The organism is Nostoc sp. (assembly GCF_036916575.1).
Classification (GTDB): domain Bacteria; phylum Cyanobacteriota; class Cyanobacteriia; order Cyanobacteriales; family Nostocaceae; genus Nostoc.
Genome location: NZ_JBALGC010000105.1, coordinates 1 through 21,471 on the forward strand (window position 1 = coordinate 1; position 21,471 = coordinate 21,471).

The 21,471-nt window shown below is 40.5% G+C and carries 12 protein-coding genes and 3 pseudogenes; 10 read left to right on the forward strand and 5 right to left on the reverse strand.

Annotated features, from left to right (window positions below; genetic code table 11):
• From V7L29_RS22675 to V7L29_RS22685, 3 genes are all read right to left on the reverse strand, one after another.
• Nucleotides 1–11,049: non-ribosomal peptide synthetase/type I polyketide synthase (locus V7L29_RS22675; protein ID WP_334736873.1), on the reverse strand; the 11,049-nt coding region annotated here is incomplete at its 3' end.
• Nucleotides 11,050–11,285: 236 nt separating this feature from the next.
• Nucleotides 11,286–11,783, reverse strand: coding sequence for a transposase (locus V7L29_RS22680; protein ID WP_334736874.1), 498 nt, complete (start codon nucleotides 11,781–11,783; stop codon nucleotides 11,286–11,288).
• 94 nt (nucleotides 11,784–11,877) lie between these two features.
• On the reverse strand, nucleotides 11,878–12,135 hold the full coding sequence (locus V7L29_RS22685; protein ID WP_334736875.1) for a transposase: 258 nt from the start codon (nucleotides 12,133–12,135) through the stop codon (nucleotides 11,878–11,880).
• Between the two features lie 615 nt (nucleotides 12,136–12,750).
• Here V7L29_RS22685 and V7L29_RS22690 point away from each other — a divergent pair.
• The 5 genes and pseudogenes from V7L29_RS22690 to V7L29_RS35585 form a co-directional block, all read left to right on the forward strand.
• Nucleotides 12,751–12,915 (forward strand): hypothetical protein, encoded by a 165-nt coding sequence (locus V7L29_RS22690; protein ID WP_334736876.1) that lies wholly within the window; start codon nucleotides 12,751–12,753, stop codon nucleotides 12,913–12,915.
• A 322-nt stretch (nucleotides 12,916–13,237) separates the two neighbouring features.
• The gene (locus tag V7L29_RS22695; RefSeq protein WP_334736877.1) at nucleotides 13,238–13,573 is read left to right on the forward strand and encodes a hypothetical protein; all 336 of its coding nucleotides are present in this window, start codon (nucleotides 13,238–13,240) and stop codon (nucleotides 13,571–13,573) included.
• Between the two features lie 42 nt (nucleotides 13,574–13,615).
• Complete coding sequence (locus V7L29_RS22700; RefSeq protein WP_334736878.1) at nucleotides 13,616–13,942, forward strand: MbtH domain protein; 327 nt, start codon at nucleotides 13,616–13,618, stop codon at nucleotides 13,940–13,942.
• Nucleotides 13,943–14,367: 425 nt separating this feature from the next.
• A complete protein-coding gene (locus tag V7L29_RS22705; protein WP_334736879.1) occupies nucleotides 14,368–14,598 on the forward strand; it encodes an MbtH family protein in 231 nt (76 codons plus the stop codon).
• Nucleotides 14,599–14,661: 63 nt separating this feature from the next.
• A pseudogene (locus tag V7L29_RS35585) lies at nucleotides 14,662–14,772 on the forward strand (hypothetical protein); the annotation flags it as partial.
• Nucleotides 14,773–15,349: 577 nt separating this feature from the next.
• On the opposite strand, the gene V7L29_RS22710 reads toward V7L29_RS35585, so the two are convergent.
• Nucleotides 15,350–15,616: a hypothetical protein gene (locus V7L29_RS22710; protein ID WP_334736880.1), complete on the reverse strand. Its 267-nt coding sequence runs from the start codon at nucleotides 15,614–15,616 to the stop codon at nucleotides 15,350–15,352.
• Nucleotides 15,617–15,649: 33 nt separating this feature from the next.
• Between V7L29_RS22710 and sbnA the strand changes: the two genes are divergently transcribed.
• The 4 genes from sbnA (at nucleotide 15,650) to V7L29_RS22730 (ending at nucleotide 20,620) form a co-directional block, all read left to right on the forward strand.
• On the forward strand, nucleotides 15,650–16,666 hold the full coding sequence (sbnA, locus tag V7L29_RS22715) for a 2,3-diaminopropionate biosynthesis protein SbnA (protein WP_334736881.1): 1,017 nt from the start codon (nucleotides 15,650–15,652) through the stop codon (nucleotides 16,664–16,666).
• A gap of 25 nt (nucleotides 16,667–16,691) precedes the next feature.
• Complete coding sequence (gene sbnB, locus V7L29_RS22720; RefSeq protein WP_334736882.1) at nucleotides 16,692–17,726, forward strand: 2,3-diaminopropionate biosynthesis protein SbnB; 1,035 nt, start codon at nucleotides 16,692–16,694, stop codon at nucleotides 17,724–17,726.
• A 387-nt stretch (nucleotides 17,727–18,113) separates the two neighbouring features.
• Nucleotides 18,114–19,496, forward strand: coding sequence for an IS4 family transposase (locus tag V7L29_RS22725; RefSeq protein ID WP_334736883.1), 1,383 nt, complete (start codon nucleotides 18,114–18,116; stop codon nucleotides 19,494–19,496).
• A gap of 62 nt (nucleotides 19,497–19,558) precedes the next feature.
• Nucleotides 19,559–20,620 carry an ornithine cyclodeaminase family protein gene (locus V7L29_RS22730; protein ID WP_334736884.1) on the forward strand — a complete coding sequence of 354 codons (1,062 nt, stop codon included), beginning with the start codon at nucleotides 19,559–19,561 and terminating at the stop codon, nucleotides 20,618–20,620.
• Between the two features lie 233 nt (nucleotides 20,621–20,853).
• Here V7L29_RS22730 and V7L29_RS22735 read toward each other — a convergent pair.
• Nucleotides 20,854–21,024, reverse strand: a pseudogene (locus tag V7L29_RS22735) (IS4 family transposase); the annotation flags it as partial.
• Nucleotides 21,025–21,205: 181 nt separating this feature from the next.
• Here V7L29_RS22735 and V7L29_RS22740 point away from each other — a divergent pair.
• A pseudogene (locus tag V7L29_RS22740) lies at nucleotides 21,206–21,471 on the forward strand (transposase domain-containing protein); the annotation flags it as partial.

The window sequence follows — 21,471 nt, forward strand, 5'->3', positions numbered from 1 at the left end:
CACCAAGCGTTTGTCTCCTGGTTGATACTCTTGAGCAATGACCGCACTTTCCTGAACTTGTGGGTGTTGAGTGAGTACAGCTTCGATTTCTCCTAGTTCAATGCGGAAACCTCGCACTTTGACTTGATGGTCGATGCGACCTAGAAACTCGACATTGCCGTCCGGTAAGTACCGAGCTAAGTCACCTGTTTTGTAAAGGCGTGTTCCTGGTTCTTGAGAAAAAGGATCTGGAATAAAGACCTTAGCAGTTTGTTTTGGATTGTACAAATAGCCGCGACCATTACCGATACCTCCAACATATAATTCACCAACAACTCCAATTGGTATGGGTTGTAGCTGGGTATCAAGAACATATAAGCGCATATTTTGTACCGGACGACCAATCGGTGTAATAAACACATGTGCTGTAGGAGGTTGGTAGATCAGGTAGTGCGCTACATCGTCGGAACACTCAGTCGGACCATAGGCATTTAAGATGGGGATAGCTGGGTAATAGTCTAACCACCGACGAGATAAATTAGGCGGTAACACCTCACCAGTAAGTATCAATAAACGTAACTTGGGTAAGTTAGGTTGCTCTGGACGACTCACCTCTATCTCTTCGAGCATCATCCGCAACAGTGATGGTACAATCTCAAGAAAGGATATTTCTTGGCACCTTATTTCTTTAAGAAGTTGTGCAGGGTCGCGAGCGACTTCATCGTTGAAAATGCAAACGCGGGCACCAATAAGTAGTGCAGCTAAAAATTGCCACACTGAGATATCAAAACTTTGATTGGCATTTTGCGCTACAGTATCGGCATCTATTAACTTTAAATCCAAAATTTTTGCGTACAGATGATTTAACATCCCCCTATGTTCAATAGCCACCCCTTTTGGCATACCTGTCGAGCCAGAAGTGTAGATTACATAAGCAAGATTTCTTGGGGTAACGGATACAGAAAGGTTTTCCTCAGACCGCTCTTGCTGCAATAACTCTTCGATGAGCAAGATCCGCACTTGTTGTTCTGAAGGTATTTTTTCCAGTGCTTGTGATAAAATAGGCGCAAACTTGCTGGTAGCCAGAACCAAGGAGGTTTTGCTTTGTGATAACACTTGGCGCAAACGTGGGGCTGAATGATATAAATCAAGTGGGAGGTAGGCACCACCAGCTTTAAATACTGCCATCATTGCGGTTAAGAAGTCGATGCTACGCTCGGCAAGCAAAGCGACAATAGTATCTGGTTTAACTCCTTGCTCCACCAAAAGCTTAGCTAGACGGTTGGCTCGACGGTTTAACTTCTCGTAAGTTAACTGTTGCTTTTCAAATGCTACCGCTACTGCATCGGGTGTTCTTTCTACCTGCTTCTCAAATAACTGATGGATACATTTGTTTTCGGGGTATATATTAATAGTGTCATTCCATTGCACCAACAACTGATGGCGTTCTGCTTCACTTAATAGTGGTAATTCACTTACTTCTTGTGAAGGATTTTCTACAATCGCTTTACATAAGTTCTGGAAATGCCTTAACCAGCGGTTAATTGTTGCAGCATCAAACAAGTCTGTATTGTATATAAAATCTAAAACAAAATTATCATTTATTTGGGTAATATTTAAATTAATATCGTAATCAGTAAAGCTAATTGGTTGAACGAACAAGTCTGTTTCCAATTCAAACATTTTTGGTATGGCTACAGGTCGCTCCATGTTAAATGTTGTCGATACAATAGAAGAAAGACTTATTTTGTTATTAGTTTTCAAATTTTCATATAAACTAATAAACGGATAATCTTGGTGTTCGTAGGCGTCTAATAATACGTCTCTGATTTTTTTTACATGTTTCAAAAATGCTAAGTTACTGACTACTGGATTTCGTAAAAGTAGTAAATTAGAACAATATCCTATCAGCCCTTCACTTCCCAGAATTGAGCGTCCGCCATAAAGAATACCTACCACAATTTCATCTTGATTTGTTAACCGGGAAAGTAAAACAGTATACACTGTCAAAAAAGTCATAAACAGAGTACAACCGTTTTGTGTACTTAGCTGCTTCAGTTGACGACAAAGATCGATATCAAGCTGTATCGTTTGCCTATTACCTCGATAAGTCTTTATCGGCGGGCGAAAACGATCAGTTGGTAGGTCTAAAACAGGAATTGATCCCGTAAATTTTGCTAACCAGTAAGATTCATGAACAGCCATTTTTTCTGTTTGAAGTTGCTGTTCACACCAACTGACGTATTCCCTGAATTGTTGAGGTGATGAGATCTGACAAACAACGCCCTGACACTCTGTTGAATACAATTGAGCTATTTCTTGTACAATAATGCTCATAGACCAGCCATCAGTAATAATATGATGCGCTATCAGAACTAGCAAATGTAGTTCCTCTTCTAGTTTAAGAATCTGAGCGCGAAACATAGGTGGTGTAGCAAGGTCAAAAGGTTTTAAGTTTTCTTGTTCAAACCACTGTGTTACTTGAAAATCGCGATCACTTGCATCAGATAAATCAATTAGCGAAATATCTATCTTTAGAGATGGCAAAATTTGTTGAAAATTACCCTGACTGTCGATTTTTGTCCGTAAAGCCTCATGGCGGTCTACAACTTGCTGTACGGCTCGACTCATCGCTCCCAGATTTAATAAACCTTTTAACTGCAGACTGAGCGAGATTTTGTAAGCGAGCGTGCCATCGTCTCCCATCTGATCTAAAATCCAGAGTTGCTTTTGAGCCTTAGTTAAAGGAACTATGCCCTCAACTCCAGAATTTATTTCTTTAGTAGAAGATGTTGTCAAAGATGAAAGTATCTTTTTTTGGAGACTATTTTCTACTTTGTTATAGTGGTCTTGTAGATAATTGAAATTTTGGAAATTCTCCAAAACTTTACTATTTAATTGTACACTTTTAGGTGTTTTATCAAGATTTAATACCTCATCTTTAGTCTGTACTAAATTACTAGATTGTTCTTGTACCTTTATTAAAGGGATTTGCCACTGTTTCTTATAGTGTTTTTTCAGTAAATTTAAATGAGATAATCCTTCTAATACAGAATCACTATCTACTCCAAAATCAACAAAGCAGGCAATTTCATCAACCCCAATTTCTATTAACTTGTTAATGATAGGTAAACACAAAGAAGGAGTGCCGATAAGAGCACTTGTCTGTACATAACGCTCATAAGCTTTTGAAAGGATGTAATTAGTATCTTCCTGAGAAATTTTTTCTACGTCTATTTTCAGCCCTTGGCTCTTCACTAAATTTTGAAAAATTCCAATAGTTGACTGTAGATAATTGTAAAAAGGTTGACGAGCTTTTTCGCGAACAGTATCAACGTTTTCTCCAACAAATGTGTGCAGTAAAACTGTTACATTACCTAATTCTGGATCATAACCGTGCTTAGACAGAGACTCGCGATAAAGAGATATGTTATGAGCCAAATCTTCAATAGTCTGCCCCATTAAGTTAGTTAAAACACCTGCGCCTATTTCACCTGCTTTTATATAGGTGTCTGGGTTATTAACGATTGTGATCCAAATTGGCACATCAGGCTGCATTGGCATAGGAAAAAGCTTAACATTTATGTCGCTTCCTGCGCCGTCTCGAACTTGAAGTGATTCACCCCGCCACAGTTTTTGCACTGTTTCAATTTCTTGAAACATCAGTTCGCGATGTTTACCGTAAGACTCTGGTGCAAACACAAAATCATTTGCATGCCAACCGGAGGCAAAGGAAATTCCTACTCTGCCTTTTGATAAATTGTCAACTATTGACCACTCTTCAGCAACTCGGATCGGGTGATGTATTGGCAAGACAACGCTACCAGCACGTATTTGGATATGCTTCGTCTCTCTAGCAAGTGCTGCACCAATTACTGATGGATTTGGTGAAAATCCTCCAAAGGGATGAAAGTGACGTTCAGGTATCCACAAAGCTGTAAAACCCTGCTCATCAGCAAATTTTGCCCCTTCAAATAGGAGGTTATACTTGTTTGGATCAAATTCAGATTCATAGTTGCCGAAATAATACAGGCTAAAGGAAATTCCTTTGCTTGTATCTCGTTTTGCTCTTCTTACCGTATTTTGACTGAGATTGATATTGGGTTTATGAGTTCTTCTTCCCCAAAACCCTGGTTCTACTTGAGTAGCATTTGTAATTTCTGTGATACTCGTAGAAGGCATTGTAGTCATTTGTTGTAAAGTAGCAGCTTCAGGAGTAAAACTTTCAGCTAAGAATGAATTCGTCGAATTGCTAGAAGATTCATTCAAGCTGAGTGAACTTTTGGGTAGAAAATCTCCTGCTTGCATTTGGGATATGCTATCTTTTACAGCTTGAATTATATACTGAATATCGGCATCTGTATGCGCTGTGGACAAAAAACAATTTCGCCCTTCCCAAATATAAATTCCCTTTTCGAGCAAATGATAAAATAATAAGTCCATATTGCTCGAAAAAGCAAAACGGAACAACGAGCCAAAATAAACGATACGAATGGGTAAATTCTCGCCTTCAAAATAAGCATTCAGCATGGCGGCTAACTTAGCTGTGCGCTGATTCAAATTCTCTTGCAAAGTAGATCCGCGCATCTTTATTTCTCTGAGGACAGCACTCGCAGTAGCTAGAGCTAGAGGATGTTTGCAGAAAGTGCCAGCAAAAAATGTCGTCTCTGCTTGAGGATAGGATGCATCTTCATAGTTCCACATGCCACCGTCAAGACTATTCATATAAATAGCTTTACCAGCAACGACACCAATAGGCATTCCCCCCCCGACAATCTTGCCGTAGGTAGCAATATCTGCATCAATACCAAACCATGCTTGCGCTCCACCAGGATGAATGCGAAAACCAGTAATCATTTCATCAAATATCAATGCAATTCCCTTTTCTCGCGTTAATTGTCTCAGTTGGTGGAGAAATTCCCTCGGTTGGAAATCGGGTCGGCGGCTTTGTACTGGTTCGACTAAAACTGCTGCCAGTTCATGTGCGTGAGTTTCGAGTATCTCTAAGGAATGAGGATTGCCATAATCAAGTACTAAAACATCTACGACTGTATTCGATGTAATCCCTGGAGCAATTGGTACTACATTTAAATTATCATTTAAACTCTCATTGCTCGTTTGAGCCATTGCCAAAGTTCCATCAAAGTGACCGTGATAAGAACCAGTGAACAAAGCAATCTTTTGACGACCTGTAACTGTACGTGCCAAGCGCAGTGCTGTCATCACCGCTTCGGTTCCAGAATTACAAAAAGTAATTCGTTCCATTCCCGTAAGTTGGCAAATTAACTGCGCTACCTCGAAAGCCAGACGGGTTTGGGGACCAATTTGTATTCCTCGATCAACCTGCTTCTTTAAAGCGGTGATCGCAAAATCTGGCTGGTGTCCAAACAGATTTGCCCCAAATCCCATTGTCAAATCTAAGTACTCATTTCCATCGACATCCCAAATTCTCGAACCCTGAGAACGTTCTCCCACAATCGGGTATAGCATTTCTTTGGTAGAGAAACGAAAACCCGCCGAAGCCCTATTGTCTGCCAAAATTGGTCGATAGGTTTGCGTTAGTTGTTTTGAGGTTTGAGTGCGCTGAGTATAACGAATGATAAGATCTTCTAAGTGACGCTGTTGTTGCGGGTTGAGTCCTTGATGGCGAATTTCGCTAACTTTCCAAGGGGGCAAGGGCGAAAATGTTTCTTGAGCCATTGGTTTGGGTGGTGCTGGCTTGAGTGTCTCAACTGCGGGTTTTGAGTGTCCGTTGTGGGTAGAAAAATTGGGAACTGTGGATAAACCATTACCCCGCATCACTTCTAATTGCTGAGACATAAGCTGAAGCTGCTGCTGAATAATTGCTTCCATCGCTTTATTGGATCCCATCTGTTGCTCTACTGTCGCTCGCTCGCTTGGTTGTGATATTTGTGATCGCGACAGTACCTCAGTTTCTGTCTCATTTAAAACAAAATCTTCTGGGACGATCTGCTCGTTTAGATAATTTGCTAAGGCATCAAGGGTCGTCAACTCCTCAAATAATTGGCGAATAGTAATTTTTATTCCATAGGTTGCTTCAATTCTGTTAACTGCATCAATAAGAATTATAGAATCAGCGCCCATTTCTAAGAAAGGGACGTTTATATTCATCTCAGATGGTTCTATTTTAAATAAATTTACAACCAGAGTTCGCAAGGTTGTGAGAATTGTTTCTTTTTGGTTAGTTTTGGTAAATGTAGTCAAAGCAGGATTTAAACCGTTAGTAGCGATCGCGTTCGTCTTCATAGGTTTCTGGTTTGATATAGTGCTTTGGTCTTGAATCCAGTAGCGTTTTCTTTGGAAAGAATAGGTGGGAAGCGAAAGTATGCGACGTGAATAATCTCGATCAAATCCCAGCCAGTCAATCTTTACTCCGCTTATGTATAATGCAGATAAACTTTCCAGCATCACTCGCCAATCCTCTTTCTGCGGTGCTAGAGAAGGTAGCCAAACTGCCCTTTCCTCTTGTTGACAGCGTTTACCTAAGCTCGACAGGATTGGTTTGGGACTAATTTCTAAAAATAGTTCGTATCCTTGTGTGAATAGAGTTTTTATCCCTGCCATAAATTGCACTGTTTGGCGAGTGTGTTGTCGCCAATATTTGGCATCGGGGATAAACTCAGAGTACATCATTTGCCCCGTCAAATTGGATATTAGGGGAATACTAGGAGCGCGAAATTGGATTTGACTGGTTTGTAACTCAAAGGCATTCAAAATATCATCTATTAAAGGAGAGTGAAAGGCATGAGAAACTTTTAAGCTTCGAGTTTCAATTCCTCGTGCTTCCAAGGCATCAGCGATTGAGGCGATCGCTGGTATACGCCCAGATATCGTAATATTTTTGGGGGCGTTGATGGCGGCGATCGCTACTTCTGAGGTGTAAGGTTGAATGGCTGTTGCTACTTGTGCTTCATCAGCAAATACAACTAGCATCTTACCTTGAGGAGGCAGTGTCTGCATCAATTTTGCCCGTTCGGAAATCAGTTTGAGTCCGTCTTCCAAGCTGAATACTCCCGCTACACATGCAGCGACATATTCACCCACACTATGACCCATAACTACATCTGGAATTATCCCCCATGATTTCCATAACTCAAAAAGTGCGTATTCTAAAGCAAATAATGCTGGTTGAGTATAAATTGTTTCATTTAGTAAAGAATCACTTTCTGATTCGGGATATAAAATTGATAATAGCGGTTTTTCCAAATAAGAAGACAGAATTTCTTGGCAGTGGTTTAAACAGTTGCGGAAAGTAGGTTGAGTTTGGTAAAGTTGTCGTCCCATCCCTAGATACTGGGAACCCTGACCACTAAACAAAAAGGCAATTTTAGGAGACTTTTGACCAAGTGAGCGATTACTTGATACCTCAGAATTCTCCTTGCCAAGAATAAAAGCATTCAATGCCGTTTGCAATTGCTGTCGTGATTCAACGATCACACTCAATCGATGCTCAAAATGCATTCGTCCAGTATTGGCTGTGAAGCAAACATTTGCTAAAGACTCTTGAAGATTTTGTTCTAGATGAGTTTGATATTTTTCTACTAACTCCTGCAAAGCCGATTCATTTTTTGCCGAGAGAGTCAATAAATGTTTGGGGCGTTCGCGTAGCGATTCCTGTAGAGAATCCCTTTCTGTAATAGAAAGGAAAGGATTGGAAATAGGTGCTTCTTGCAAAATTATATGAGCATTAGTGCCGCCAAAGCCGAATGAAGATACACCAGCAAGACGTTGCTCTTTATCATGTAACCACGGCTGAAATTCTGTAGCGATCGACAATGAAGTGCTTTCAAGAGAAATATGAGGATTTATCTGTTTTAAATGTAGATGAGGAAACTTCTCTTTATGAAGTAAAGATAGCACTACTTTAATTAAACCAGCAATACCGGCAGCAGCCTCTAAATGACCTATATTGGTTTTAACGGAGCCAATCGTGCATAATTGTCGATGCGAACATTCCTGAGTAAACACTTCTTTAAGAGAATTCAGTTCTATGGTGTCTCCTAAAAAAGTGCCAGTACCATGAGTTTCTACATAACTGATTTGTGCTGATGTTACACCAGCATTGGCTAAAGCTTGACGAATGACCGCTTGTTGAGCAGCACCGTTAGGAGCTGTAAGTCCATTACTGCGACCATCTTGATTGACTGCCGAACCTTTAATGATCGCCAGAATTTTATCTCCATCTCTAAGCGCGTCAGACAGACGTTTGAGAACCACTACACCACAACCTTCTCCACGAACGTAACCATCCGCATTCGTATCGAAGGTTTTACAGCGACCGTCAGCAGCCATCATTCCTGCTTGATCGAAAGAGATAGTCAGTTGGGGAGTGAGAATGAGATTGACTCCTCCAGCTAATGCTAGCTCGCATTCTCCTTGGCGCAAGCTTTGAGAAGCCTGATGAACTGCCACTAGAGATGAAGAGCAGGCTGTATCTACTGCCCAGCTTGGACCCCGCAAATCTAGAAGATAAGATAGGCGATTAGCGGCAATACTAAAAGCATTACCAGTTCCAAAATAGGCATCCAATCTAGTCTTCAAGTCGAACTGTAATTGAGAATAATCAAAGTTGCTGATGCCAAAGAAAACCCCAGTCTGACTTCCTGCTAACTTATCTGGTGCCTTCCCAGCGTGTTCTAGAGCTTCCCAGCTTACTTCTAGTAGCAGACGCTGTTGGGGATCCATACTTTCTGCTTCACGCGGGGATATTCCAAAAAACTGCGGGTCGAACTGATCCACTTGCTCCAAAAAACCACCATAGCAAGCATAGTTGTCCCAACGCGATGCGGGTACCTCGGCGATCGCATCGACTCCGTTGCGTAATAGCTGCCAGAAAGCATCTGGATTGTTGGCTTTTGGGAAACGACAACCCATTCCAACGATCGCGATCTCTTCAGTTTCTTTCCTGCTTTCAGTTTTAATTTGTTGGGGAGCAAAACCTTCAGAAGCAGAAGTTTCATCTGCTAGATGTCGAGCCAAGCCTTCAAGGGTAGGATAATCGTATAGTAAGGTGGGAGAAAATTCGCGTCCAAGCCATTCTTGTAGTTCGCCCGAAATTCTTACTGCTGCCAGAGAATTTAAACCGTATTGAGCTAGAGGTTGGCGAATATCTATCTCCACAGGTGATACTTGCAGATATTCGCCAATTTTTGCCAGTAACCAAGCTTCAATCGCCTCTACACTTTTAGATTTTGGTAGATCGTTGAGTCCTGGTAGGCGATCATTTGTACTCTCTGAAGAGTTGGCTGACAAATTATCCGTTTGCAGTTTTTGCCACAGGGATTCTATTTCTGATTCCAGATGCCGAAAATGGTTTTTGTATTGGGGATTTACACTCCAATCTGCCAATACATCCAAACTGCCAGCCAGAAAACCTTCTCGACAAGCCCTACGCCGCACTTTCCCAGAAGAAGTTTTTGGAAGCGTTCCAGTTTTGAGGAGCAAAATCGCGTAAGCTTGTAAATCGTGCTCTTCTGCCACTGCTTTGCGAATTGCCGCGATCACATCATTGCCATTTAACTTCCGCAGGTGAGTTCGTTCTACCTCTTGGACGATCACCAATTGTTCTACACCAGCAATTTCGACAGAAAAAACCGCTCCACAACTAGGACGCAGTGCTGGGTGGCTTTGTTCTACTGTTAGTTCGATATCTTGAGGATAATGATTGCGACCCAAGATAATAATCAAATCTTTCAACCGACCCGTAACAAATAGCTCGCCATCCTGCAAAAACCCTAAATCTCCGGTGCGTAGATACGGTTCTTCATCCCTGTCAAGATAAGCATGAAAAGTATCTTTTGTCTGCGATGGTTGATTCCAGTAGCCACTAGCCACACTCGGACTAAATACCCAAATCTCTCCCACTTGTCCATCTGTAAGCCGAGTTAAAGATTCGGGTTCAACAATTGCGATTTTTGTATCCGACCAACTCCGACCACAGCCGACAATTTTTTGAATATTCGAGCGAGCGTCAGTCGCAACTATTGCTTTGTTTTTTTCGAGAGCAGTTCCCTCAATTTGGCAAATTACTGGAGGTTGCGTTTTCAAGCCTCCAGAGATAAATAAAGTTGTCTCAGCCATCCCATAGCAGGGATAAAATGCTTCGTGGCGAAAGCCGCAATCGGCGAAAGTGCTAGTAAAACGCTCTAGTGTGTCGGCTCGGATTGGTTCGGCTCCGCTAAAAGCCACTTCCCAACTACTTAGATCGAGTTGATCGCGCTGTTCGGAAGTAATTTGGCGAACGCAAAGCTCGTAAGCAGAATTAGGACCTCCACTAGTAGTTGCCTTATAGCGTGAAATTGCCTGTAGCCAGCGAATTGGTTTTTGCAGAAATGCTACAGGCGACATGAGAAAACACGGTATTCCCAAATATAGGGGCTGTAACACATTGCCAACTAGTCCCATATCGTGGAATAAAGGCAACCAACCGGTAAAAATAGTATTGTGCGTATGTCCAAATGCTTTTTGAATTATTTGCTCGTTGTGCAAGAGATTGCCGTGAGTGACCATTACTCCTTTCGGCATTCCGGTAGAACCTGAAGTGTACTGGAGAAAAGCGAGAGTGTCGCTGCTCACAGTTGGATCTTGCCAGTCTGATGCACAGTCGCTGCTAATCTTATCGATAGCTAGCCAGTGTATAGCAGATAATTTTAGATTCTGAACCAATTGACTTTCCATGCTAGTCAATTCAGATGTTGTAGTAAGCGCCATCGATGCTTGGGCATCCGATACAATCGCTTGCAGTCTGGATATTTTTTGATTGCGTCGAGGCGGATAGGCGGGAACGGCGACACACCCAGCGTATAAACAGCCAAAGAAAGCAGTAATAAAATCTAGACCTGGTGGAAACAGCAACAAGACTCGTGAACCAGGAACTTTAACTCGCTCTTGAAGTCGAACGGCGATCACTCGTGCTTTTCGCTCCAATTCTTGATAAGTAAGACTTACGCTTTCTGTTTCTCCGTTTATTAAAAAGGTATAGGCAATTTGTTCCGACTGATGTATTGCTCGGTATTGCAAAATATCTAAAAAGGTTGAAAAATTATCCATTTTATTCTCACTTTTACAAAGAATGATTTTGTCAATTAATTATATCTTTTAAAAAAAGTCTGGTACTACGCAAATTAAAATTAAATCCTGCTCTAATAAGGTTAGTAATACATGTATATTATCTACTCATTCACTTATAATTGCAGAGATAAACTCATCTTTAGCGGTTATCAGTTGGATGCAGTACAGTAACCACAATATTTAAACCAACCAAAAATGTTACTTAAATTGATAGTTTATAAAGCATTTGTAATCGCTTTACCACGTATCAGGATAAGTTGTTGTTTCTTTTGAACGTAAAAATTCTTGAACTTGTGACCCAAAATTCTCGCGCTTACAAAAAGTCTGGGGAATATTAATAAATAAATTAAATTATCCCAAATATATTCAATCGTTTCTCTAATTCCTGACACCTTATGAGATCTAAAATTATCGATGACTACACACGCTCCTTCCCATAAATTCGGAACTAATACTTGATAAATATAAATAGAAAATGCATTTTTATCATTTCCACCCTTAAAACTCATCGCCCCAACAATCCCATGTAAAGTGATCGCCCCAATGATGGTTACATTTTTACCATGTTTGTTGGGACGAGAGCCGTGCGTTCTTTTTCTTCTTAGTGCTTTAGCATAAAGTCTAGTCATAGCTATATTTACCCCCGAATCATCAACAAAAACTAAATTATTCAGGTCAAATGTACGGATAATTTCCCAAAACTCTTGTCTCAATTTTTTAACTGTATCCGTGTCTTGCTCCGCTGCGTGTCAAGTTTTTTTTCGGGTCAATTTGAGCTTTTATAACGTTTTACTCATTCCTGAGCTACTAATTTTTCTCTGAGGAAAGTAACTCCATTTTTACACATAATTCTTTTAAGGTTGCATCGTTATTCTCTTCTATCAATTTTTGTAAAATTGGATAATGTTCTTCTTTTATTTGGGGTGGGTTACTACTCTTATGTGGTAATGGTTCTATACTTTCTATTTCTAAATAGCGACCTAGTAAAGTTTGTATAAAACTGAGACTTACATGAAAGCGTTTTGCCAGCTTTCGCTTACGAGCCTTCTCAATTCCGAAAGGCATCAACAATTTTTTGACGCAGAGCTTGGTCGTCAGCCTTCATAAAAATCTGATTAATATACTCTGGTCAAATTTTAACCAGAGCGTGTTGGTTTCAACTTTGAACCACTATATTTACTTTATTATAAGTAGGTAAGTACAATAAAATCAAACTATATAAACTTATATAAAGCAAAAGCAACAGAAACGCTTTGAATATAGAACCCATTTGAGATCTTTTTAGGCGATCAAGTAGAATCGGCAGAAGTAGTTGGAATTGCTGGCAGGACAGGGTTAAAAATGGGGTATTCGAGCGACGTGACAGACAAAGAGTAGGAAATAATTGAGCCATTATTGCCTATTAAAAAGAAAACAAGACCCCCAGTGTGGACAAAACGACAAATTTTGAACGGGATATTGTATCAACTCAAGCTTTGTTTTATCCAATTGATGCTCAAACGACTTGCTGTAGCTAGAAAAAGATATAAAATGGGTTCTATAAAACTGGTCAAACAATTTATCAAATTATTTAGTCCAGCAACTAAAACGCCCCGATGTTCCCATGTTTATTGCCTAGTTGTTTGGCGCGCGGCACGGCTACACCGCGCCATTGCTTGTGACAGTTGCGTAAGTCCTGATATGGTATCATCGGGCGCGCAAATCCAAGGCATCGATTTTCCCTTACCCAGTCCGGCATTAATTCCTTTGTCCCTGACAACGAGTGAACGAACTTACAGCAATCAGTTTCGGCACGGCGACGCCGCGCCTTCAATATTAGCCGGGGTCTTAAAAAAGAAAATGTAAGCCAAAAAGCAAATTTTACAATTCTTAAAATAAATTGAGGAGAACAAATTTTATATATAATAAGAGGATGTTTTAAAAGTCCTGGAAGGTATAGTTTTGCCGTTCAGACTTAGGTTAACTCTGACGAAAAATCAAGGTTTCAGTCATGTACTGGGATGCTTGGCAGTGCTCATTATGAGAGCAAAAGACTCTTTTAAAACATCCTCTAAGATCAGAATTAAGTAACTGTGCAAAATTAGTTTCATATTCGCATCGCCTGAAATACTTGTCACAAGGTCATTCCAGGTAAAATAAATGTGTAATTAATTTTGCGTGAGTACTTATGGCAAAAACGGGAAGATATTGCAAAGCCTGCTTGCTCAAGCAGCTACGTGAGTTTTCTCTATGGACTGAGCATCTTGAAAACGTCAGAAAAGAAAACCAACAGGTTGATGGAAATGTTGTGGAGGTAGAAAGGAAGCTAACCGATGACAATTTTCTTTTTTTGCAAGAAAATTATGTAGTAACAGATGGCATTATCAAAGATGATATTTTCATCTTTGATAACGTAACTCCTGAATGGAAAGAATTTTGTCAAACCAAACTCTTGTACGAGATTCCAGTTGACGAACCTTTTGAGATAAAACCCTCAGCAGGTAAAGATAATGCCAACTCATAGCAACTTTGGTTAAACAAGTAGAAAAGGACTTTGGAGACTGCCATGAACGAGCTAGTACAAAGATTATCACAAGGGGATCATCCTGTTGAGGCAAGCTTAAAACCTGAAAAAACGGTTACAGCCTTCAAAGAGAGTATTGACCGTGGATATGTTCACATTAAATTTACAAATACTAAGGGAGGCACTGATCTCGGTGTCAGACTTGATCAAGAAGCTTCCAATTTGAACGAGGCCGACTTCGACCATCAAGCGGGAAAGGTTCACCTGGTTGGTAACTTGACGCTTAATTACGAGAAAGTTCGATGTATCGCAGATATTGACCTAGAAACACTTGAAGGCAAAGGACATCTTGAGTCAGTAGAAGAGTGAGATTCGCCTGTAGAGTAAAATTCATACACTCAGAACCGTATTGGAGCTGTTCTTAGCTCGACTTTATCCATTTTTTGACAACGCTCAAGCTGACGCCCAAACCTTTGCGGTCCGGTAGTTTTACTTTTTCGATTTCACCGATAATCAGTGACATGGAAAAAGTTTTTGCCAAAAAGCCAGGGTTTTTGCCATATCAAGAGAACCAAGTTCTTAATTTTGGATAAAGTCGAGCTTAGAGGATGTTTGAAAAGTCCTCCAGCGTGTGTTTCACTACCCTAGCTACCGAGAAGCTGCTACGAAAAAATCGGAGTTTTAGGATTTGAGACCCCACCTCTGAGTCGCACTTGAGGCTCAAGGCGACCCTTTTCAAACATTCTCTTACAAGAGGTGCCAGACAGTACTAATAAACTCACAAGGGATGACTAATGACTAGAGACGACCAAGAGGAAACAACGATCTATAAAGTTGTCGTGAATCACGAAGAGCAGTATTCCATCTGGCCATCTGACCGAGATAACCCTCTCGGCTGGCAGGATGTAGGCAAAACTGGTCTTAAGTCAGAATGTCTGGAATACATTAAGGAAGTGTGGACTGACATGAGACCACTCAGTCTCCGGAAGAAGATGGAAGAAGCAGCAGGCCAGACAACCACCTAGCCTCATCCGGTAGAACTCTGAAGAGACATTTGGGTGTAGGGGTGTGGGGATGTAAGAGTTAACCCGGATGGTCGTAGCAATGGACTCACATCTCCTAACGGACTTTCCCAACAAGCCGTCATCCGTCTGGCTCTAGTTAACGCTGGGGTCACACCTGCCCAAATTAGCTATTAGGTGCTTTTGCAGCAGGCAGAGAAACAGCAGGACTGGTTAGTTGTAAAGTACATAGTAATGTACATCTTGTCAATTGCACCAAATCAATTGCCTTTGTCAAATTTCCTAGAGCGCTTTCCTGATCAACCCTGAGGGTGTTTTTCTTGGATGCTTGCTTTTTGAAGCTATCAAACCGACAGGGTTGTAAAAGCTTTGCGGAATTCACATTCCAACTCATACATACTGTGCACTATTTGTTTGTCAACACCTTTTACTTGATCGCAGCAATTCTAAATTCAAAAAATCAAGAGGTATTATGCGCTTTCCAAGGTGTTGATTCCGAGAGCATAAACTCGATTAAATGGTGCCAGTTATCAAATAACAAGTAGGTGGTTAGAGTACGGATGTCGTTGAAGAAAACTTTTCTGGTTCCTCGGCGTTTTCGGATTTACTGATAGGACTGGTCTAGCAACTGCAACACAGTATGAAAGAGAAATGCCAACAAGTTGAACGTAACTAGGATGCTGGAAAGATGTTTTTGACCATGACCAAAATTATGTTCTAAGTGATAGCCCTTGGTTTTGAGTACGTTGTTATTCTAGTTCTTCACTTTCCACCGAGCACGTCCAGCAGCAATAACGTCGGCGACGTTATCGGCTTGAATCTGATGTCGAGTGATAAAGGCATTGCGATAAATTACCGAATGATCAGAACTGTTGGTGAGAGTAAGTTCACACCAGTTAACCAACAAAGCTGGTTGGGTATCGCGTAGGGGAATTTGGTTGACGTAGCGATAGTGGTAAATCTCTTGATAACGATCATTCCATGGATGCTGTTGAGTAGTTTTGACGAATAGCGATCTCAATGGAATTTATTAACTTTTAACAGGAGTAAAAAAATGCAAAGTCTTATAGAAGAATCTTTAGAGTCAAAGTATATTCCGTCAATAAATGAGGGAATATTAACGACAATCGGTAATACGCCATTGCTGAAATTAGAACGCATTCTCAAAAATACTCAATTTCAACTTTTTGCAAAGATGGAAATGTTTAATCCCGGAGGTAGCATCAAAGACCGTACAGCCTTTAACATAATCAAAAGTGCTTGTGAGAAAAATCATATTCGTCCTGATACTACAGTTATCGAATCTAGCTCAGGAAATTTAGGTATCGGGCTTGCACAAGTATGTGCTTTTCTGGGTTTATATTTTATATGTGTAGTCGATCCTAAAACAACCAAACAAAATATTAAAATTATGAAAGCGTATGGGGCAGAAATTGATATTGTGAGAGAACCAGATCCAATCACAGGTGATTTTTTATTCGCACGCATTAACCGAGTGAAATCATTGCTCAGTTCTATTTCCAATAGTTTTTGGTGTAACCAGTATGCGAACTTGGATAATCCACGCGTTCATCATCAAACAATGCACGAGATTGTAACAGCCTTTAATGGACAACTGGACTACTTATTCTGCGCTACTAGTACTTGTGGTACACTCCGTGGGTGTTCTGAATATGTAAGAAATAACAATCTTAAAACAAAAATTATTGCTGTTGATGCTGTGGGAAGTGTCATTTTTGGTGATCAACGAAGAAAACGGCTCATACCTGGGCATGGTGCGGGGCGAGTCCCAGAGTTGTTTCAGCCCGGACTAGAGGATGCATATGTGCATATATCTGATTTAGACTGTGTTGTAGGCTGTCATCGTTTACTCCGTCACGAGGCAATATTAGCTGGAGGCTCATCAGGGGGAGTCATAGCGGCAATTGAAAAAAAGAGAGAGGAGATACCTAATAGCGCAACTTGCGTTGCCATTCTTTGCGATCGCGGTGAGCACTACCTTGACACAATTTATTCAGATAGTTGGATCGAAGAAAACTTTGGTAATATTTTTTATCTTTGGGATAATTAAATCTAAAAATAGGGATGATTTTAACATGACTAACAGTGACATAATCCTCTTAAACGGTGATGAGATTACAGAGCTTTTCAAAAACCGCGAACAGGAAATAATGCAAACTGTAAAATTAGCTTATCAAATGCATAGTCGAGGATATACAACGTTACCTCATTCTAGTTTTTTGCGTTTCCCAAATAATGAAAAAGATAGAATTATTGCTTTACCAGCTTACTTGGGTGGCGAGTTTGATACAGCAGGCATGAAGTGGATTGCTTCTTTTCCAGGCAACTTAGCCTTGGGCATGGAGCGAGCATCAGCTGTTTTACTACTAAATTCGACACAAACTGGTCATCTACAAGCGATTATGGAAAGCTCTGTAATTAGCGCTAAACGCACTGCTGCTAGCGCTGCACTGGCTGCTCATTATTTGGGAGGAGAGCAATTATTAGCCACAGTGGGTATAATTGGCTGTGGCTTAATTAATTTTGAAACCGTTCGCTTTCTCTTAGCCGCCCGCCCTGAAATAACAAATTTGTTCATTTATGATTTAAGCTTGGAAAGAGCAGAAAAATTCAAAATTAAGTGCCAGCAATTATCTGAGCAGGTGGAAATTACAATACTTGAAAGCCTTAAGGCCATTTTTAAAAATGTTTCTGTAATTTCCTTTGCGACAACTGTAATTAAGCCACACATATTCGATATTTTGGAGTGGCATAACGATAATGGTATCATTTTGCACATTTCTTTACGAGATTTATCACCCGAAATAATGGTATTGGCTGATAACATCGTTGATGACATAGACCATGTCTGCCGCGCTCAAACATCCATCCACCTTACCGAACAACAAATAGGAAACAGAGATTTTATTAGATGTACCATTGGTGAGATTCTCAATGGCATTGCCCCACCACGGCAAAAAAATAAAACTGCTATATTTAGCCCTTTTGGGCTTGGTATACTTGATCTTGCTTTAGGGCAGTTAGCCCATACATTAGCTCTTGAGCAAAACAAAGGAACTATGATCAAATCACTATTACCAGTCCCTTGGTTACAACAAGAAGAAAAGTAATGGTACTTCACTAAAGACTGTACGTTCGCTCATTTTTGAAGGACAAGGGGAATTAATGCCTAACTGTGTAAGGTTTCAAGGTGATTGTGGAGATCCTAAAACCATTACCGTGTGATACTTAGCAGACGAATGAAAAAGAAAAAGAAATAACCAGAGAAAGACCAATAATTATAACCGAATGGCACTGAGATAAGACAAAACCCTTGAATGGTAAGGGCTGGTAAAGAAATGAAATACAAGTTGTAATAAAGCTGTGGAGAGCGTTTTATAAGCAACGTTAATGCTAAGGTAGCGATTATGTAGGCAAGCGATCGTTTAAAAAATTGTTCTGTACAAAGAAAAAGCTCCCAAGTCCTGTAAAAAAGAATTGGACGATTGGAAGCTAATATGACTACTACTACTGTGCCAAATCGTGTACAAGTTCTCAAGACAAAATTTACTACTAGTCTAGGATTACCATTTCGAGAGCTTTTACCAGAGTTAGAGATTCAAAGCGCGATTGACGAATTAGAAATTAAATATCGTCGGCGGAAGTTTTATCCGTTTATCACCTTGTGGGTATTTCTATCACAAGTATTAGATGTTGATAAAAGTTGTGAGAATGCAGTGTCACGAGTAACTGCATGGTTAGCAAGCGAAAGTGTAGAAATTCCGTCAACAGATACAAGCGCTTATTGTAAAGCACGTAAAAGATTGCCAGAAAAACTATTGGAGAAACTTTTTATCTCGATAGCTGAGAAATTACAAAATAAAGTAATGCCCAAACAATTATGGTGTGGTCGCCAGATCAAAGTAATAGATGGCTCAACAGTGTCAATGGCTGATAATATTGAAAATCAAAAATCCTACCCTCAGCCTAGTAGTCAACAGCCAGGTTGTGGCTTTCCCATCGCTAAAATTGGTGTAGTATTTTGTCTAGCTACAGGCGCTGCTATTGCTTTAGCTATCGACGTTTTGAATACTCATGACATTAAACTTGCTAGGAGATTAGCTCAATTTCTTCACAAGGGAGATGTACTTTTAGGGGATAGAGCTTTTTGTGCTTACGCTGATTTAGTTTTCATCAAAAATATGGAATGCGATGCCGTATTTCGTAAACATCAATCCCGAAAGACCTCTATGCGTCGAGGTAAAATTGTTGGAGCGTGTGACAAGTTAGTTACTTGGTATAAACCGAAAAAATGCCCAGAAGGTTTAAGTCAATCAGATTTTGCTGCTCTACCCAAAATTTTGATTGTTCGAGAGATTTATTATTATATTTTTATTCCTGGGTTTCGGACTACTAATGTCAGTTTGATTACAACTTTATTAGATTCCGAAACTTATACCACTTTAGAAATTGTTAGGCTTTATGACTCTAGATGGGATGTTGAAGTCAATTTAAAACATTTAAAAACGACTTTGGGTATGGAGGTATTACGTGGTAAAACTCCTGAAATTGTACGAAAGGAAATTTACGCTTTTTTGTTAGCTTATAACCTGCTGCGTACATTAATGTGGCAGGCTGGGATGACTTTCGGTGTTCCTCCACTGCGCTTATCGTTGCAGAGAACTCGTCATCACTTAGATAACTTTATTCCGGAATTATTAGCTAGTACTGACAAAAAACGCGATCGCATTTATCAAACTTTGCTCCTCATTATTGTTTACAAACCAGTTCCTGACCGCCCTGGTCGAGCTGAACCCAGAGTTAGAAAACGCCGTCCCAAAGCTTATCCATTAATGAAACAACCTAGAAATCAATTGCGCCGTCAATTACAGACTGCTTGATTTCACTGTATCCTAGCTTATTTCAGTGCCATTCAATTATAACCAAAGGATATTCTCGAATTATGAATACACTTCTCATCACACCTGAAGATATTCAGAAAGTGGTTAATCGGGTCGGAATAGATACACTAATGGACATAATGATCGCAAAGCTAACCGAGGCATTCAAGGAAGCTTCTTTGGGTATCGGTGAATTGCGACCTCGTGCTGGGTTTTGTAATCAGCAGTCACCCTCTGTCTTAGAGTGGATGCCCTATAAGCAGCATATCGATCAGTCTGTGTCGATTAAGGTTGTCGCTTACCAGCCACGCAATATATCAGTTGGTCTACCGACAATCGTTGCAAGTACAAGCCTCTATGACTCCACTACAGGTCATTTAGTAGCGTTGTCGGATGGTGTGTTTCTCACTGCTTTGCGAACGGGAGCTGCCTCAGCCATTGTTAGCAGTATTCTTGCTCATCCTAATAGTATAACTGTGGGACTAGTGGGAGCCGGGGCGCAAGCTATTACTCAGTTACACGCTCTAAGCCGAGTGTTTCCACTGCTGTCGGTACTAGTTTATGATCTTAACCGTGATACTGCTCAATCATTCTTGAGTCGTGCTGCCTTTATGAATTTGCCAGTCAAAGTCGCTCCTCTAGATGAAGTCGAACGGGAAGCCGATATTCTTTGCACTGCTACGACTGTTGCACAAGGAAAGGGTGCAGTAATTATAGGTGAATCTCTCAAGCCTCATGTTCATATCAATGCAATTGGTTCCGATCTCCCTGGAAAAACTGAGCTACCACTATCACTACTCAAAACGAGCTTAGTGTGTCCAGATTTTCCTGAGCAAGCTAAGTTTGAAGGTGAATGCCAACAGTTGACAACGGAAGAAATCGGGCCAGATTTATTAAAACTGGTGCGACGACCTGAAGATTTTCACATTTGGAGGGAGCAGCGAACGGTTTTTGATTCAACAGGTATGGCGCTTGAGGATCATGTAGCTTTGGTAAGCTTACTGAAATTGGTACAAGAATACGGGCTAGGTCAGCTAGTTCAGCTAGAGTATTTCCCCACTGATCCACATAATCCATACGATATGATAAAAAATTCTATGCCAATACCATTGGTGACAAGTTAAGCTTGTATGCCTTAATTAAGTCAAAATTTCGCCACCAATATCAGAATTCCGAAACAACCCTAACTCTTACCTGAGAGGCCGATAGTATTCGGGAAAAAGAGGGAGCAAGTCCTGAAAGATTCATCAATCCAGTGGTGCTCAGGACAAATTTAACCGAAGAGGTGAACTACCTACACTGCTGCTAGGCGGTCAGTGTAAACTTCTGGCGTTCCATCAACACTGCTTTTAGACAAAATGCGGTCAAATGGTAAGGATAATTCGTCTGCAACAGCATCTCCCAAATCCACTAAAACAGCATAAAATAACCAAGTAGCCCAGACTTGTAGCTTGATACCATTAATAGAACCAGTCCATAAATAAGATAGCCCCAGCAAGCGTTTTACTGTGTAGAAAGCTTCTTCAACTGTAAGGATTCAGGTCTAATACAATACGGTTCAGTTAAGGCTAGAATAGCTGTAAAATGGGCATTGTTTCCAAAAATGGAAATCAAGCACGGTGCATCTCAAAGAATTATCATTAGTGTCTCCCAAAATACAAAGTACGGAGATATTCAAAGCGATAGAGGTCGCTATCCCAGCGACTTCAATCGAACAAGCGATCGCTAAAACTAAAGTAGAAGAGGAACGCCATCGTTCGTTACCAGCACATGTGTCATTTGTCTAATAATAGCAATGAGCCTGTGGTCGAGAAATTCAATGCGAGATGTACTAAAAAATCTCATTGATGGTCTTTCAGAGGCATGGGTAAAAGTTGGTAAATATTGGCGTATCCCTTGTAAATCAGCTATCACCCAAGCCAGACAGCGACTAGGTGCAGGGGTAATGACGCAATTGTTTCATCAGTTGGTGCGA

Coding starts and splice junctions, on each gene's coding strand:
- V7L29_RS22695 (WP_334736877.1), top strand. CDS start 13,238: ATGGCAAAAACGGGAAGATATTGCAAAGCCTGCTTGCTCAAGCAGCTA.
- V7L29_RS22690 (WP_334736876.1), top strand. CDS start 12,751: ATGGTATCATCGGGCGCGCAAATCCAAGGCATCGATTTTCCCTTACCC.
- sbnA (WP_334736881.1), top strand. CDS start 15,650: ATGCAAAGTCTTATAGAAGAATCTTTAGAGTCAAAGTATATTCCGTCA.
- V7L29_RS22700 (WP_334736878.1), top strand. CDS start 13,616: ATGAACGAGCTAGTACAAAGATTATCACAAGGGGATCATCCTGTTGAG.
- V7L29_RS22685 (WP_334736875.1), bottom strand. CDS start 12,135: ATGCCTTTCGGAATTGAGAAGGCTCGTAAGCGAAAGCTGGCAAAACGC.
- sbnB (WP_334736882.1), top strand. CDS start 16,692: ATGACTAACAGTGACATAATCCTCTTAAACGGTGATGAGATTACAGAG.
- V7L29_RS22730 (WP_334736884.1), top strand. CDS start 19,559: ATGAATACACTTCTCATCACACCTGAAGATATTCAGAAAGTGGTTAAT.
- V7L29_RS22725 (WP_334736883.1), top strand. CDS start 18,114: ATGACTACTACTACTGTGCCAAATCGTGTACAAGTTCTCAAGACAAAA.
- V7L29_RS22705 (WP_334736879.1), top strand. CDS start 14,368: ATGACTAGAGACGACCAAGAGGAAACAACGATCTATAAAGTTGTCGTG.